Annotated in this window: 14 protein-coding genes and 1 tRNA gene; 9 read left to right on the top strand and 6 right to left on the bottom strand. The window is 69.8% G+C overall.

Annotation, left to right across the window (positions count from 1 at the left end; translation table 11 throughout):
* The first annotated feature begins 19 nt into the window (after positions 1 to 19).
* Entirely contained in the window at positions 20 to 1108 is a 1089-nt protein-coding gene (asd, locus tag A176_RS19070) for an aspartate-semialdehyde dehydrogenase (RefSeq protein WP_002639803.1), read from the top strand.
* Positions 1109 to 1219: 111 nt separating this feature from the next.
* Positions 1220 to 1555, top strand: coding sequence for a ferredoxin FdxA (gene fdxA / locus A176_RS19065; protein WP_002639804.1), 336 nt, complete (start codon positions 1220 to 1222; stop codon positions 1553 to 1555).
* Between the two features lie 74 nt (positions 1556 to 1629).
* Here fdxA and A176_RS19060 read toward each other — a convergent pair whose 3' ends face one another.
* Complete coding sequence (locus A176_RS19060; RefSeq protein WP_002639805.1) at positions 1630 to 2427, bottom strand: hypothetical protein; 798 nt, start codon at positions 2425 to 2427, stop codon at positions 1630 to 1632.
* Positions 2428 to 2567: 140 nt separating this feature from the next.
* Entirely contained in the window at positions 2568 to 3617 is a 1050-nt protein-coding gene (locus A176_RS19055; RefSeq protein ID WP_002639806.1) for a hypothetical protein, read from the bottom strand.
* Between the two features lie 149 nt (positions 3618 to 3766).
* Here A176_RS19055 and A176_RS19050 point away from each other — a divergent pair, with 149 nt between their 5' ends.
* Entirely contained in the window at positions 3767 to 4243 is a 477-nt protein-coding gene (locus tag A176_RS19050; RefSeq protein WP_002639807.1) for a GNAT family N-acetyltransferase, read from the top strand.
* 6 nt (positions 4244 to 4249) lie between these two features.
* Here the strand turns inward: A176_RS19050 and hrpB are convergent, their stop codons facing one another.
* The 4 genes from hrpB to A176_RS19030 form a co-directional block, all read right to left on the bottom strand.
* Complete coding sequence (hrpB, locus tag A176_RS19045) at positions 4250 to 6814, bottom strand: ATP-dependent helicase HrpB (RefSeq protein ID WP_002639808.1); 2565 nt, start codon at positions 6812 to 6814, stop codon at positions 4250 to 4252.
* Positions 6815 to 6827: 13 nt separating this feature from the next.
* A complete protein-coding gene (locus A176_RS19040) occupies positions 6828 to 8474 on the bottom strand; it encodes a hypothetical protein (protein WP_002639809.1) in 1647 nt (548 codons plus the stop codon).
* A gap of 72 nt (positions 8475 to 8546) precedes the next feature.
* A complete protein-coding gene (locus A176_RS19035) occupies positions 8547 to 9251 on the bottom strand; it encodes an HAD family hydrolase (protein ID WP_021781611.1) in 705 nt (234 codons plus the stop codon).
* Between the two features lie 53 nt (positions 9252 to 9304).
* Entirely contained in the window at positions 9305 to 9955 is a 651-nt protein-coding gene (locus A176_RS19030; RefSeq protein ID WP_044891042.1) for a HEAT repeat domain-containing protein, read from the bottom strand.
* A gap of 89 nt (positions 9956 to 10044) precedes the next feature.
* Between A176_RS19030 and A176_RS19025 the strand changes: the two genes are divergently transcribed.
* The 6 genes from A176_RS19025 (at position 10045) to A176_RS19000 (ending at position 14578) form a co-directional block, all read left to right on the top strand.
* Positions 10045 to 10437 (top strand): DsrE family protein, encoded by a 393-nt coding sequence (locus A176_RS19025; protein WP_044891041.1) that lies wholly within the window; start codon positions 10045 to 10047, stop codon positions 10435 to 10437.
* 235 nt (positions 10438 to 10672) lie between these two features.
* A complete protein-coding gene (gene cglB, locus A176_RS19020) occupies positions 10673 to 11923 on the top strand; it encodes an adventurous gliding motility lipoprotein CglB (protein WP_002639813.1) in 1251 nt (416 codons plus the stop codon).
* Positions 11924 to 12004: 81 nt separating this feature from the next.
* A complete protein-coding gene (locus A176_RS19015) occupies positions 12005 to 13006 on the top strand; it encodes an ATP-grasp domain-containing protein (RefSeq protein WP_002639814.1) in 1002 nt (333 codons plus the stop codon).
* Positions 13007 to 13068: 62 nt separating this feature from the next.
* A complete protein-coding gene (locus A176_RS19010) occupies positions 13069 to 13518 on the top strand; it encodes a hypothetical protein (RefSeq protein ID WP_002639815.1) in 450 nt (149 codons plus the stop codon).
* Between the two features lie 6 nt (positions 13519 to 13524).
* Positions 13525 to 14373, top strand: a complete 849-nt coding sequence (gene rlmB, locus A176_RS19005) for a 23S rRNA (guanosine(2251)-2'-O)-methyltransferase RlmB (protein ID WP_049872336.1) — start codon at positions 13525 to 13527, stop codon at positions 14371 to 14373.
* Positions 14374 to 14505: 132 nt separating this feature from the next.
* Positions 14506 to 14578, top strand: a tRNA-Thr gene (locus A176_RS19000).
* Positions 14579 to 14627: the final 49 nt, after the last annotated feature.

The following is a 14627-nucleotide window of genomic DNA, read 5'->3' as shown; positions in this document are numbered from 1 at the left end:
AGACTGGAGAAACGCCCCCATGGCCAGGCTTCGCGCGGCACTCATCGGTGCCACTGGACTCGCCGGACAGCAATTCATCGCGGCCCTCAAGGACCATCCCTTCATCGAGCTGACGGGCCTCGCGGCCTCGCCTCGCTCGGCGGGCAAGACGTACGCGGAGGCCTTGAAAACGGCGAGTGGCATGACGGCGTGGTTCGTTCCGGAGCCGCTGCCCGCTGGAATCGCCGGCATGAAGGTGGTGGCCGGGGACGCGCTCGAGGCCAAGGACTACGACCTGGTGTTCTCCGCCGTGGAGGCGGACGTGGCGCGGGAGCTGGAGCCGAAGCTGGCCAAGGACATCCCCGTCTTCTCCGCCGCCAGCGCGTTCCGCTACGAGGACGACGTTCCGCTGCTGATTCCCCCCGTCAACGCCGCGCACGCCCCGCTCATCCGGGAGCAGCAGCGCCGCCGCGGGTGGAAGGGCTACGTCGTGCCCATCCCCAACTGCACCACCACGGGCCTGGCGGTGACCCTGGCGCCGCTGGTGGAGCGCTTCGGCGTCAAGGCGGTGCTGATGACCAGCCTGCAGGCCATGTCCGGCGCGGGGCGCTCGCCGGGCGTCATCGGCATGGACATCCTCGACAACGTCATCCCCTACATTCCCAAGGAGGAGCACAAGGTCGAGGTGGAGACGAAGAAGATTCTGGGTGCGCTCCGCCCGGGTGGAGAAGGTCTCACGCCGCACGATATCCGGGTGTCCTGCACCTGCACCCGCGTGGCGGTGATGGAGGGCCACACCGAGTCCGTCTTCGTCTCGCTGGAGAAGAAGGCCACCGTGGCCGAGGTGACCCAGGCCCTGCGTGAGTGGCAGGGCGCCGAGCTGGCCCGGAAGCTGCCATCCGCCGCACCGCGGTGGATTGAGGTGCTGGACGATCCCTTCCGACCCCAGCCCCGTTTGGACCGGGACACGCATGGCGGTATGGCCACCACCGTGGGCCGCATCCGCGAGGACGGCGTCCTGGAGAACGGCTTCAAGTACGTCCTGGTGTCCCACAACACCAAGATGGGGGCCGCGCGAGGCGCCATCCTCGTGGCCGAGTTGCTGCGGGCCCAGGGCTTGTTGGGCTGACCCCCGCCGCCGGCGATGGCCGGGCACAGATTCAGGGTGCCATCGCCAGCTCGAACCACTACTCTGCGCGCCCACGGACGCGCCTGGTTTCTACCGAGAGGAGACTTTTCAATGGCCTACGTCGTCGCCGACCCTTGCATCAAGTGCAAGTACACCGACTGTGTCGAGGTGTGCCCGGTCAACTGCTTCTACGAAGGTGCCAACTTCCTGGTCATCCACCCGGATGAGTGCATCGACTGCGGCGCTTGCGAGCCCGTGTGTCCCACCAAGGCCATCTTCCCCGAGACGGAACTCCCGGCGCAGTGGCAGGAGTACAAGGCGCTGAACGCCGACTTCTCCACGAAGTGGCCCAACATCGCGGAGAAGAAGGCCGCGCTGCCCGAGGCCGAGGACTTCAAGGAGAAGGAGGGCAAGCGCTCCCTCCTGGATGTGGCGCCGGGCAAGTAGACCGCTCGCGGCGCGCGTGTCCCCGAAGGCCCTTTCGCCCACGTGGCGGGAGGGCCTTCGCCGTTGCGGGGGCGCTAGTCCGTGCGCAGCGCGCTGAGCTTCAGGCCCCGGGCTTCCAGGGCATCGCGCAGCCTGCCGAGCTCCTCGGCGGCCACGGGCCCCCGCCGGCCCTGGATGCGCAGGGCGACTTCGCGTGGACCCGTTCGTTCGACTTCCACGGTGGCGTCCAGGTGGCCGCGCAGGCTCATGCTGAGCGCGGGGCGTTGGGACTTCACGAAGACGTCGATGCGCTCGATGAGCGCCAGCGCCGCCTCGGCGCGCGTGGGGGCGTGGACGTGCTCGCTGGAGGCGCCGCTTCCCGCCATGGCACCCACGCCGGAGAGGCCCCCCTCGCGGTGGGGCGCCTCATTCGCGGGACGTTGCGGCTCGGGCTGCGGCGGTCCATGTGTCGCGCGGGGTTCCGGCGGGGTGGGGGCCGCCGTGGCGCGGGAGTCCTTCGCCAGCTCGCGGGCGATGAGGTCATGGAGGCGGTGCTCGGTGCGCTCCTGTCCCTGCGTCTGCGCCTCGCTCCGGACGGCCCCCAGCCGTTGAACCTCCACATGCATCGCGTGTCGCTGGCGCCCCAGGCTCTCGGGGCTGGAGATGGCGCCGCGTTGGGGCGCCATGACAGGCCCGGCCGCGCGGGCCACGCCGGTCGCGGCCGGGGTGGGCCGGAGGCGCGCGGCTCCTGGCAAGCCCACGGGCACGCGGCGCGGTGCCTTGGGGGCATCGCGGGGCTGCGTCTCTTCCAGTGTCTTCTTGAACCGTTCTCCGTCGGGTGACGGCTTCGCCTGTCTGGCCCCGGTGGCGGGCTCCTGAGCGTCGACCTTCATGGCATCCCTCGTGCGTTGGGCACGGGGCGCAAAGCAGGGGGCATGCCAGGGGCGGAGGCGGTGGTGCGCGCCCTCCGCGCCAGGGGAGCACCGCCGGCGCGGTATCCACGGATGGATGGGCGTCCAGCCGTGGGATGGGGTCAGCGCTGCTTGCCGAAGGCGCCGGGCTGGATGGGGGCCAGACCCGTCAGGTCGTTGACCGCCATGGGGCACGAAACCACGGCGGACGGGTCCACCAGGGCGGGTGTCTTCGTCCAGTCCCGCTCGGGGAAGAGCAGCGCGTCGCGGAGCTCGATGGTCGCCAGTTCCTTCTTGTACTCCCAGAAGCGGCCCCGAACGATGACGCGCGAGCCCTTGAGCAGCTTGTTGAGGTCGGTGAACTGCGTCTCCTGGAGCTTCGCGGAGATCTCCACGCGCGCGCGCTTGCTGGGCTTGCCGAAGGCGAACTCGAAGCGCTCCGTCTTCGGCTCCTCGGGCTCCACCCAGACGAGGCGAGCCAACGTGTAGGGCTCCTCGGGCTCCTCGCCCTTCTTGAGGCGCTTCTTCTTCGGCTTCTCGAGCTTCACGTCCACCAGCTCCAGCGTGCTGAAGGCGACTTCGTGGTCCAGGTAGTTCTCGCGGAACAGGGCCTCGGCGGTGGAGGCACCCACGGAGGTGGCGCGCTTCACTTCCTGGTCGTAGCGCTCACGCAGGGCGGGCAGGGTGAGCAGGAAGCTGTCCAGGGGCTGCACGCCATTGGCCAGGAAGCGCAGCCGGCCCATGTCGATGGCGGGGTAGTACGGGGCCAGGGCCTGCGCCGTGATGAGCCAGTCCTGGGGCAGCTTCCGGTCGATGAGCACGCGCCGGACCATGGCGACCAGGAAGGCGTTGCCGGGAAAGCGCTGATTGACGAGTTGGGTGTTGAGGGCGTTCACCAGCACGGGGTCCAGCATGAAGTTCTCATCCCGCTTGTGGAGGAACACGCCGGTCTCCCCGAGCAGGGTGAGCATGGCCCCCAGCACCTGGGCGCACCCGGCGTCCTGGGTGCCCAGCTTCAGCCCCTGGTTCAACTTCGACCGGCTGAAACGCTTGTCCAGGTCCTCCTCACGGAAGACGGGAGCCTGGCCGTTGCCGAAGAAGACCTCCGGCTGGGCGAAAGCAGGCAGGGCCGACAAGGTCAGGACGAGTGCGAGCAGTCGATTGAAGCGCATGGCGGGCGCCAGCCTAGCACGGGCCTGGCGCCTGCCGGGCAGCCAGCCACCCTCGGCGGGCAGGTGGGGCCTGAGAGCGGAATCCCGGCCCGCCACGGTGCTTTTTCCGCCTGTTGACCTCGCGGGCTTTTGTGTACCTTGCCCGCGACATGGCTTCTCCCACGGACACATCCGCGCCCGTCTCCATCACTCCGATCCAGAACGAGGCGGAGCTCATGCAGGCGCTCGCCATCCGCGAGGTGGTGTTCATCGAGGAACAGGCGGTTCCCGAGGGCATCGAGCGCGACGCCGAGGACGCGCACGCCTACCACGTCATCGCCAACCAGGGCGGTCACGCCATTGGCACCGGGCGGCTGGTGATGCTGCCGCAGGCTCCGGCGAATCAGGAAGGCACGTGGGGCCAGATTGGTCGCATGGCGGTGCTCCAGTCACACCGCAAGGCGCGCGTGGGCTCCATGCTGCTGACGACGCTGGAGGAAGAGGCGAAGCGGCGCGGTGTCAACGGCATCATGCTGCACGCGCAGCTCTACGCGCTCGAGTTCTACAAGAAGCACGGCTACCAGGCGGTCGGCGGCGTCTTCGAGGAAGCCGGCATGGAGCACCTGGAGATGCACAAGCGCTTCTGACGGGCGTCACCGCCGTGGAGGCCGGGGGGCGGGCGGCTGGGCATGCCGCGGATCCTCCGGCCACGAATGGCGAGGGTACTTGCGGCACAGCTCCTTGCGGATGGCGGGGTAGTGCCGCTCCCAGAAGCCCGCGAGGTCGGTCGTCACCTGCACGGCCCGCATGTTCGGCGCCAGCAGGTGCAGCACCAGCGGGACGCGGCCCGCGCACACGTTGGGCCCCTGCGCCATTCCGAAGAAGTCCTGCAGGCGTGACTCCACCCAGGGCGGCTTGCCCGGCTCGTAGTGGACCTTGACGCCCCGGCCTCCCGGCAGCGTCACGCGCTCCGGCGCATGCGAGGCCAGCAGGCGTTGCTGCTCGGAGGTGAGCCGCGCGTAGAGCGCGTCCAGCAGCGACACGCCTTCCAGGTCCTTGAAGCTGCGCGCGTCCGAGCACAGCGAGGCCAAGGCGTCGCGCAGGAAGGTGTCATCGACGGCGGGGAACTTCGCCTCGGGGAAGGCCTCCGCCAGCAGGGCCACGCGCGTGCGCCACTGCTCCAGCGCTTCGGGATCCGCGAACTTCCCAGGTCCCGCGGCCAGCGCTGCTTCCACGAGGACCCGCGCGGCGGCCTCGGAGGCGGGGGCGGGGGCGCGCGTCTCTTCCAGGACCAGGTTGCCGTAGGACAAGCGGGTGAGTCGCTCCACGCGCCGGGCCTCGGCGTTCCATTGGAGGGTGTCCACCTCCTCGAGCGTCTCCGGGTAGAGGTCGAGCAGCCACTCCGGCTCCACCGCGCTGGCGAGCCGCACCACGGCCCCTTTGCCGGGCCGTTCCTCCGCGTCCGCGGCAATCATGAGGTCGGCGTCCTGGACGACGCTGACCTCGGAGAGGGTGGCGGTGCCGCCGCCGAACATCAGCAGCTCGGGGGCGCGCGGGCGACGCCGGCGGGCGACGCGGTCCGGGTAGCCCGCGAGCACGCTGAGCATCAGCGCTTGTTCCACGTCCTCGGGGCGGCGGGGGCGTTCACCCTGGGAGCGCACGGCGCGCCGCAGTTGCTTCTGGACCCGGTCCACGGACTGCACAGCCCCGGCTTCCAGCGAGAGCGAGTGCATGCGGCCCGAGGCGAACCCGGTGCGCTCGGCTTCGCGAAAGCGTTCGAACAGCTCCAGCAGGTCGGAGGGGCCACTGACGACCGCTGCCGGGCGGCCTCCCTGGCCCAGGTTGGCGCGGGCCTCGCGGCGGATGTCGCGCTCGCCCATGAGCGCGGCGAGCACGGCGGATTCCGCGCCCACGCCCCGGCGCTCACCCTCGACGATGATTCGCGCCTGGCGGGGGTGGACTGGGAAGCGCAGGAGCCGCTCCCCGACGTCGGTGACGCGCCCCTTGGCGTCCACGGCGCCCAGCCGTCGCAGCAGGGTCTCCGCGGCATCGAGAGACGCGGGCGGTGGGGGTTCGAAGAAGGGGAAGGCGCCCAGGTCGGTGATGCCGGAGGCGCGCAGGGAGAGCACGGTCTCCGCCAGGTCCATGCGGCGAATCTCCGGAGCGTCCTGTTCGGGTCGTCCGTCGAAGTCGTGCTGGGTGTACAGGCGCAGGCAGTGGCCGGCGCGCGTACGGCCGGCGCGGCCCGCGCGCTGGATGGCGGAGGCGCGGCTCACCTTGGACAGCTTGAGGGTGGGCAGGCCGGACCAGGGCGAGTGCGACGCCACGCGAGCGAGACCCGCGTCGATGACCACGGCCACGCCGTCGATGGTGACGGAGGTCTCCGCGACGTTGGTGGAGAGGATGATCTTCCGCCTTGTGCTGCGGCGGACGGCGCGATCCTGCTCGGCGGGAGACAGGTCGCCGTGCAGCGGGAGCACGTCGGCGCCGTGGCGCTCGGCGAACTCGGCGCAGGCGTCGCGGGTGCGGCGGATTTCTCCGGCGCCGGGGAGGAAGACGAGCACGTCGCCGTCCACGCCCTGGGTGAAGACGCGCTTGAGGCCGGAGAGCACCTGTTGGTCCAGGTACCGGTCATCGGGCGCGGGCAGGTACTCCACGCTGACGTCGAAGCGGCGGCCCTCCGAACGAAGGGAAGGGCACCCGCCGAGGTAGGCCCGGATGGGCTCGGCCTCCAGCGTCGCGGACATGACGACGACCTTGAGGTCGGGCCGGGCCGTCTCCTGGAGTCGGCGCAGGAGGGCCAGGGAGATGTCAGCGGAGAGGTGTCGTTCGTGGAACTCGTCGAGGACGACGATGCCCACGTCCCGGAGCTTCGGGTCGGTGAGCAGGCGGCGGCCGAGCACGCCTTCGGTGACGAAGGAGAGGCGTGTCTTCGCGCTGCGGACATCCTCGAAACGGACCTGGTAGCCGACGGATTCGCCCACGCGTTCGCCGAGTTCCTCGGACACGCGCTGGGCGGCGAGCCGGGTGGGGAGCCGGCGGGGCTGGAGGACGATGATCTCCTTCCCGTTTCCGAGCCCCGCCTCGACGAGCGCGCGAGGCACACGCGTCGTCTTCCCCGCGCCAGGGGGCGCTTCCAGCACGAGCGAACGCGCGCCACGCAGGGTAGAGACGATGTCCGGCAGCAGGGGATCGATGGGAAGCGCGACGTCCGCCATGGCCAGGTGTCCTCTACGTTGACTCGGTCGTGGATGAGGACGGCGAGGCGCCCTTCTTCTTTCGAACGCGGGGCGCCTGCGCCTCACCAGCACGCGTTCCCGTGCGGTCGTCCGCCCCGGCATCGCCCTGGGGGCTGGCGTGGGACGACTGCGCCGTACCAGCACGCGTTCCTGTGCTGCCGTCCGCCTCGGCATCGCCCTGGGGGCTGGCGCGGGACGCCTGTGCCGTACCAGCACGCGTTCGCGCGCGGTCGTCCGCCCCGGCATCGCCCTGGAGGCTGGCGCGGGACGACTGTGCCGTACCAGCACGCGTTCCCGTGCGGTCGTCCGCCCCGGCATCGCCCTGAGGGCTGGCGTGGGACGCCTGCGCAGTACCTGCATGCGTTCCAGAGCTGTCGTCCGCCCCGGCATCGCCCTTCGTGCTGGCGCGAGGCGCGCCGTCCTCTCCTGGGGAGGGCGCGGCCTCGGGAGCAACGGGCTCGGGCGCTTCCGCCTTCTTGCGTCCCCGGCGCCCGGCGCGCGACGCAGGCGCCTTGGGGGCTGCCTCCGCGCCGTCATGCGCCTCCACGGCGCTGTCCCGGGGCGAAGCAGAAGTCTCGGTCTGAGGGCTCGGTGCTCCGCCCTCCGTGGTGGGCGCAGCCGCCTCGGGACTGGTGGTCGCGGAGGCTTCCGCCCCGGTGACGCCTTCCGTCGCGGTGGCGGCGCCGTCGCCCTTCTCGGATGAGGCCTCGGCTGGAGCCGGGCTGGCTGTCCCAGCGGCCTCCTGCTGCGCACTTTCGGGACTGCGTCCGTCACCGGACGCCGTGGCGGCCGTGGTCGTTTCTCCCAACGCGGTGCCCGCCGGGGGCGCGACGTCACCTCCCGCATCCAGCGCCGCGACCTCAGCCAGCTCCGCCTCGGTGGGCTCCATGGAGTCCCCGGCGTCATCGAAGCCAGCCAGCGCGTCATCGGCGAGCGACAGCCCCCGTCCCGCGCGACGCTTGGGCTTGAGGTGCAGGCCCGCGGCCTCGTAGACGGTGGGCACGGGCACGAGCGCGGCCTCCGCCAGAAGCCGCGCCTGCCGTAGCGACTGTTCGAGCTTCCGGCCCAGGCTCACCAACTCCTCGCGAAGCAGGCCCTCCTGCTCCAGCGTCAGCGGTCCGGGTTCATGGCTCGTCCGCCACGCGTTATGGGCCACCAGCACCTGTTCCATGACGGGCCGCACGAGCGCGAAGTCGTCCCGGGCGACGATGCGCGTCACATACGCGCTCTTCGTTCGCCGCTCGTAGGACGTCGCGTACTCGAGCACGGCCTCACGGGGCGCGCGGCGCAGTTGTGGGAACTTCAGGTGAGGGAAGAGCGCCTCGATGACGGGCGCGCGGCTGCTGGCGGTGAAGGTGATGCCAGCGTGCAGCTTCTCGAGGGCATCGACCCAGAGCCCTTGCTGGTGGAACGCGTATTCCTCACGGGCCTCCTCCAGTTCGGGCAGGTCCTTCACGCGGTCGAGCACGCCCTCGGTCGGGGCCCGCGCGGTGCGCACCAGTTCCAGCGCGGTGGTGAGCCACCCCTTTTCGGGGTCGAGCCCGGGGCGGCTGGTGAGCATCTCCCCCGCGGTGGCGAGGCGAGCCTCGAAGGCTTCGGCGAAGCGGATGAGCTCGTACGATTCGAGCGTCGACGACATGCGGCGGCTCCTCGGAAGGGCGGCGGGAGATAGCACACCCGGCGGAAGACACCGAGCGGCCGGGCAGGGGCCTCAGCGCCCGCCGAGCAGCGTCGCCATCGCGTCGGGGTGCGAGAAATCGGGGAAGGCGGCCGTGGCGCCTGCTTCGATGAGCGCCTCGATTTTGAAGGTGCCGGTGCCCACGCCGATGCATTCGGCGCCGATGCCCAGGGCCGCATGCACGTCCTTGGGCGTATCCCCGATGATGACGACCCGGCACTCCTCCATGGGAACGCCCAGTTGGGCGGCGCCCGCCTTGGCGCCGCAGCGAATCAGCTCGGTGCGGTCCTCGTTGTCGCAGCCGAAGCCGCCGAAGCCGAACTGGTCGTAGATGCTCACGCGCTCCAGCTTCACGCGGGCGCCTGTCCGGACGTTGCCCGTCCCGAGGCCCACCGCGAACCCCTGTCGGGAGCGGGCTTCCAGCACGGCCTCACGCATGCCCGGGAAGACGCGGTAGCGCTGATCATCGACCTTGTGCACCTCTTCGGCGAGGTGGGTGACATACGCATGGATGACCGCGTCGATGGCCTCGGTGGAGTCCTCCACGCCGATGATCTGCATGGCCTTGCGGACGATGGCCCGGTCGGTCATTCCCGACATGGCGAACGAGTCGCACGCATCCCGGCGGCCGTGCAGCTTCTCGAAGGCGGCTTCCATGGAGCGGCGCCCCGCGCCGCCAGTGGTCACGAGGGTTCCATCGATGTCGAAGAGGAGGACAGTGGGACGCATGGCCTCCATCTAATGGAAGCCCCGGGCCGACGCGAGCCCGGAGTCAGCGGGCCCCTCGTGCCTCAGGGCTCGACGAGTGTGAGTCCTCGTTGGAGGGCCTCCCGGACCAGGGCGCGTTCCTCCAAGGGCAGCCGGTCCTCCAATGCCTGCCGAGCCTCCTTGCCGCCCAGCCGGCCCAGGGCGACGGCGACGGCTTCTCGGACTTCCGATTCCCGATCCTCCAACCGGGAGATGAGCGTGGGGATGGCATCCAGCCCCAGGCAGAGGCCCAGTGCGCCAGCCGCGCTCGCGCGCACCTCGGCGGGGGCCTTCGCGTCCTCGAGCACCTTTTGAAGTGGCATCGCCGCGCCGGTGGGATCCACCAGGGCCAGGGAGGACACGGCCCGCGTCCGGCGGTAGGGGGGCGCGGACGGGTTCATGACGAGCTCGGACAGGACAGGGACCGCCGCGGGGCCCAAGCGTTTCCACTCGGCCTCGGGCGACGCGGCGTTTCTCGGATCCTCCAGGAGCGCCAGCACCTGGGCCTGAACGTCGCTGCCCGGAGAGGGCGCCCCGGTCGTGATGGGGGGCTCCGACGTGGGAGTCGTGTGCATCCGCGCCAGTCCTCCGGAGCTCGCGAGCAGCACCGCGCAGAGCATCGCGGGCCGGCAATGGGGGCGACGGCGAAAGCGCGAGGGAACGGAGCCAGGACGTGGGGGAGGGGAGGTCGTCATGGGGGGCTTCCCGGAAAGGGAGGGGACGACACGGTTTATACGTCATCGGTGCCGCGGCTGGACGGGAACCCCGTTATGGTCGCCGCGTCATGTCAGGTCGGGTCTTCTTCTTCCTACAGCACGCGACGTACGAGCCAGCATTCCAAGCCGCCACCATGGGCATCACCGCCGCGGCGATGGGAGACGAGGTGTACTTCGTCTTCGCCTTCGATGCGTTGCGGCTGCTCGTGCGGGGCGCCTACGGCGAGCCTGCGACCGAGCGCGAGCAGGAGGAGTCCACGCGCGCCGAGTCACTCGGGGTGTTGGCACCGGCGAGGATGTTGGAGGAAGCGCGCTCGCTGGGCGCGAGGCTGATCGCCTGTGACACCACGGTGCGCATCTGCGGCTTCGAACCCGAGGCCCTGTCGGGCACCTTGGACGAGGTCATGGGCATGGCCTCGCTGTGGCGACTGACCGATGGGGCACGCATCCTCACCCTGTAGGGGGTGGGCGCCGGTCCCACGTTCTCCGTGCCTGACTGCCTCCTGCTCCGCTCATGGCGTCAGCCCTGGCTGTAACGTCGCAGTGGCATCCAAACGGCGCGGAATCACTCAGTGGATGCTGTAGCGCCCGGCCGGAATGACGCGGTAACCTGTCGTCACGCCGTACCCCCCATTGGAGAACCCCGGCCACGCGGGAAGCCCCGCGTCCCCCAGTAGCAGAAGGAATTCACTGCCTATGCGCTCCAAGCTGCCCCTCCTGAGTGCGCTCTCTGTCGGCGCCGTGGTCCTGGCCTGTCAGACCTATGACTTCGAGCCAGTGGAGCCGCTGGCCATCGCGCAGACGACGGTCGAGGAGGTCATCAACGCCCGCCGGAGCAAGCCCAACATCATGATGTTGGTGGATACCTCGGGGTCGATGACGCTCCCCGTGAATCCGGGGCCGTCGTGCGACGTGGAGTTCGAAGGCTCCATGGTTCCCTGTGGCTACGACGCTGTCTGCAACGTCGACATCTGCCCCACGCGTTGGACCGCGTTGCAGGCCGTGGTGCCTGACTTCCTCAGGAACAGTGGTCCGTTCGTGCGCTTCGCGCTGACGACCTATCCTGAGACCCGTGGAGGATCCGGGGTCGCGGATTTGTGCCGCGAGTCGACGCCCAGCGCGCTCCTCAAGACGCTGCCTGCGCAAGAGGACGATGATTCGCTGCTGGCTCACGCCAACGAGATCAACACCCTGTTGCAGCAGATCCCCAATGGCGGTCCTGGCCAGCCCGTGGGTGGCACTCCGACGAGTGGAAGCCTGCGGTTCGTGCGTGAGCAGGCGGGCCTCGTGGATCCCGACCGGGCGAACTTCGTCATTCTGCTGACGGACGGCCTTCCGAACTGCAACGCCAATAACGCCAACCAAGGGACGGACATCGAGCGGTGCAAGTGCACCATCGCGGGCAACGGTTGCCGGGGTGGCTACCTCCAGAATGGCTGCCTGGACGAGGACGCCTCCGTGGCGGAAGTCCGGGCGCTGGCGGACCGGGGCGTCAAGACCATCGTGATTGGGTTCGGCTCGGAGACGGCGACGGGGGATGGTCCGGCGGTGCTGAACGCCATGGCCCGCGCGGGTGGGTTCGCGCGGCAGTGTGACGCGCAGAACTCCTGCGGCGCGGACGATACGTGCAATCCGACCACGGGCTTGTGCAACCGCGCCTTCTTCCAGGCCGCCAACCAGGCCGAGCTGGCCCAGGCGCTCGAGGACATCAGCAAGGCGGTCGTCAACCCGGAGCCTTGCCTGATCCCGCTGGAAGGGCCCCAGCGCCCGTCCGACCCCAAGCTGCTCGTGGTCTATGTCGACGGTGTGCGCACCACGTCCAGCGACAGCACCTGGTCGTTTGAGGAGGCGGGCGTGCTCTTCACGGGGGAGACGTGCCAGCGCATCCTCAACTCCACGCCGGAGTCGCCGGTGAAGATTGAAGTGCGGGCCATCCGTCAGCGGTAGCCCTGCGGTACGCGGGGCGGCTTTACCCGGCGCGGGGCGAGGATTATAGGTCCCTCGCTCCCCGGAACGGCCGCCCCGCTCATGAAAGCCACCATCCTCTCGCGCTCCGCTTCCATTCCGTCGACCCGACGACTTGTCGAGGTGGCGCGCGCCAGAGGGCACCGGGTGCGGGTCCTCAACCCACTCCGCGTGCAGATGCACCTGGATGGGCGCAGCGCCACGCTCTACTACGGGCGCAAGAAGCTGGCCCCCACGGACGTCGTGCTCCCTCGCATCGCCCAGTCCATCAACACCTACGGCCTGGCCGTGGTGAACCAGTTCGGGCTCGCGCGGATACCGCTCGTCAACAACGCGCAGTCCATCGCCCAGTCGCGTAACAAGATGCGTTCGCTGCAGTTGCTCTCCGCGCACGGCATCGACATTCCGGGGACGGTCATGGCCCGGGATGCGGCGCACCTGAAGGAGATGGTGGGCTTGCTCGGTGGGGTGCCGGTCCTGGTCAAGCTGCTGCAGGGACAGGAGAAGCACGGCGTCATGGTCTGCGAGAGCCTCCAGTCCCTGGAGGCGGCCCTCGAAGCCGTATTGGGGCTGGGGCACAACCTCGTCATGCAGGAGTATGTGAAGAGCTCGGGGCTCGACGTCCGAGTGCTCGTCGTCGGCGGCCAGGCCGTGGCCGCGGTTCGCCGGCGGCCACGCCCGGGGCGACTGGCGCACACCCTCATCAAGGGCGCCCGCTTGGAGGTCCACGAGCTGTCCGCCGCTCAGCGGGCAACCGCCGAGAAGGCCACTCGGCTCATCGGGCTCGAAGTGGCCGCGGTGGACCTGTTGGACGTGCAGGGGCAGCCCAAGGTCTTCGAGGTGAACAGCTCGCCCGCGCTTCCTGAGATGGAGGCGGCGACGGGCGTGGACCTGGCGTCGCTCATCATCGCTCGCGCGGAAGCGCTCGTGGCTGGCGCTCCGCCCGTGTCGGTTCCGGACCTGTCTCCTCCGACGGGCCTGCCGCTGCCCGCCGCGGTGGCCCCAGCACCCGTGGAGCGGAAGGGCCCAGGGCGCCGGAGCCGGACGGGTGAAGGCAGCACGTGAAGAGAAAGACGGCAGCCCCCGTCTCAAGCGTGATACGCAGCCCTCGTTTCCTGGAGATGCCCATGCTTCACCGTCGACGCCTTTCGCCCCTGGCTGCCCTGATGGCGGTCGTGACCTACGCCGCGCCCGTACTGGCCGCGGATGTGGATCCCGCCTCGCTGTATGAGGTCTCCACCGAGGGCACCTCGGCCCAGGTCAAGGCAGGAGAGACGGGGTCCTTCGTCCTGACCATCAAGTCGAAGGAGGGCGCGCATGTCTCCGACGAGGCGCCGCTGCGGCTCGAGGTGAAGGGCACCCTGCTGACGCCGGCGAAGGAGAAGCTGGTGCTGTCCGACTCGGTGGCCAAGAAGGCGGAAGGTCAGGCCTTCGCGGATCCCCGCTTCGTGGTCCCCTTCACGACCGCGTCGGCGGGGAAGGGCTCCTTGGACGCCAAGCTCGTTTTCTTCATCTGCACGGAGAAGATCTGCGCCCGTCAGCAGAAGACCTTCTCTCTTCCTGTCGAGGTTCTCTGAGTCCCCATGTCTGAGCGTTCTTCCAAGGGTGGCCGCGGCGAGCGCGGGAATGATGTGGCGTCCCCCCGTGCCAGCAGGGCGGAGCGGGGTGGAGGAGAGGCCTCCCGCTTCGTCTACGGGGTGAACCCCGTCCTGGAGGCGCTGCGCGCCCGGCCGGACGAGGTCGAGCGCCTGTTCCTGGTGGAAGGGCAGCTCGGCGCCCGCGCGGCGGGGGAGCTGCTCAGTCGGGCCCGTGAGTCGGGCATTCGCGTGGAGAAGGTCACCCGCGAGCGGCTGGCCTCCCTGGCGGATGGCGGCGTGCACCAGGGCGTCGTGGTGGAGCTGCGCGGCTTCAAGTACTGCGAGGTGGAGGACATCCTCGACGCGGCGAAGGCCCGCGGGGAGCCCCCGCTGGTGGTGGTGCTGGACGGAATCCAGGACCCGCACAACCTGGGGGCCATCATCCGGTCCGCGGACGCCCTGGGCGCTCACGGGGTGGTGATTGCCAAGGACCGGGCGGTGCAGGTCACGGGAACGGTGGCCAAGGCCTCGGCCGGAGCGGTGGAGCACAGCCGCATCGCGCGCGTGGTGAACGTCTCCCGCTCGCTCGAGGAGCTGAAGGAGGCGGGCCTCTGGGTCGCCGCGGCGGATGTCGACGCCACGGAGCCCATGTGGAGCGCCCGGCTGGACGGGCCCCTGGCGCTCGTGGTGGGCGCGGAAGGGGCCGGTGTCCGGGAGGGCGTGCTCAAGCACTGCGACTTCCGGCTCCGGATTCCCATGACGGGTCAGGTGGGTTCACTGAATGCATCCGTTTCCGCCGGTATTCTGTTATACGAGGTCGCCCGTCAGCGGGGCACGGCTCCCAGCCGCCGGTAGTTGAAGTTCAGGATCAATCTCCTTGACTTGGGCGGATGGGAATCTTAGAAGGGCGCCCCTCTCAGGGCGGTGACGGGTGGTTGACGGAGCCGAGGTCGTGGGGTAGGGCGGCAGTCGCAGTACCGGATGAGTGCCGGTGTAGCTCAGCTGGTAGAGCAACTGATTTGTAATCAGTAGGTCGCGGGTTCAAATCCCGCCGCCGGCCAGGTAGGACGGGGCCGCGGATGAGGGCCCGGGATGTAGTAGGACAAGTG

This window comes from Myxococcus hansupus (genome assembly GCF_000280925.3).
In the GTDB taxonomy this organism is placed as follows: Bacteria; Myxococcota; Myxococcia; order Myxococcales; family Myxococcaceae; genus Myxococcus; species Myxococcus hansupus.
Note: the sequence above shows the minus strand (reverse complement) of the source record. Positions and strands in the feature narration are given on the sequence as shown.

Coding starts and splice junctions, on each gene's coding strand:
- asd (WP_002639803.1), top strand. CDS start 20: ATGGCCAGGCTTCGCGCGGCACTCATCGGTGCCACTGGACTCGCCGGA.
- fdxA (WP_002639804.1), top strand. CDS start 1,220: ATGGCCTACGTCGTCGCCGACCCTTGCATCAAGTGCAAGTACACCGAC.
- A176_RS19060 (WP_002639805.1), bottom strand. CDS start 2,427: ATGAAGGTCGACGCTCAGGAGCCCGCCACCGGGGCCAGACAGGCGAAG.
- A176_RS19055 (WP_002639806.1), bottom strand. CDS start 3,617: ATGCGCTTCAATCGACTGCTCGCACTCGTCCTGACCTTGTCGGCCCTG.
- A176_RS19050 (WP_002639807.1), top strand. CDS start 3,767: ATGGCTTCTCCCACGGACACATCCGCGCCCGTCTCCATCACTCCGATC.
- hrpB (WP_002639808.1), bottom strand. CDS start 6,814: ATGGCGGACGTCGCGCTTCCCATCGATCCCCTGCTGCCGGACATCGTC.
- A176_RS19040 (WP_002639809.1), bottom strand. CDS start 8,474: ATGTCGTCGACGCTCGAATCGTACGAGCTCATCCGCTTCGCCGAAGCC.
- A176_RS19035 (WP_021781611.1), bottom strand. CDS start 9,251: ATGGAGGCCATGCGTCCCACTGTCCTCCTCTTCGACATCGATGGAACC.
- A176_RS19030 (WP_044891042.1), bottom strand. CDS start 9,955: ATGACGACCTCCCCTCCCCCACGTCCTGGCTCCGTTCCCTCGCGCTTT.
- A176_RS19025 (WP_044891041.1), top strand. CDS start 10,045: ATGTCAGGTCGGGTCTTCTTCTTCCTACAGCACGCGACGTACGAGCCA.
- cglB (WP_002639813.1), top strand. CDS start 10,673: ATGCGCTCCAAGCTGCCCCTCCTGAGTGCGCTCTCTGTCGGCGCCGTG.
- A176_RS19015 (WP_002639814.1), top strand. CDS start 12,005: ATGAAAGCCACCATCCTCTCGCGCTCCGCTTCCATTCCGTCGACCCGA.
- A176_RS19010 (WP_002639815.1), top strand. CDS start 13,069: ATGCTTCACCGTCGACGCCTTTCGCCCCTGGCTGCCCTGATGGCGGTC.
- rlmB (WP_049872336.1), top strand. CDS start 13,525: ATGTCTGAGCGTTCTTCCAAGGGTGGCCGCGGCGAGCGCGGGAATGAT.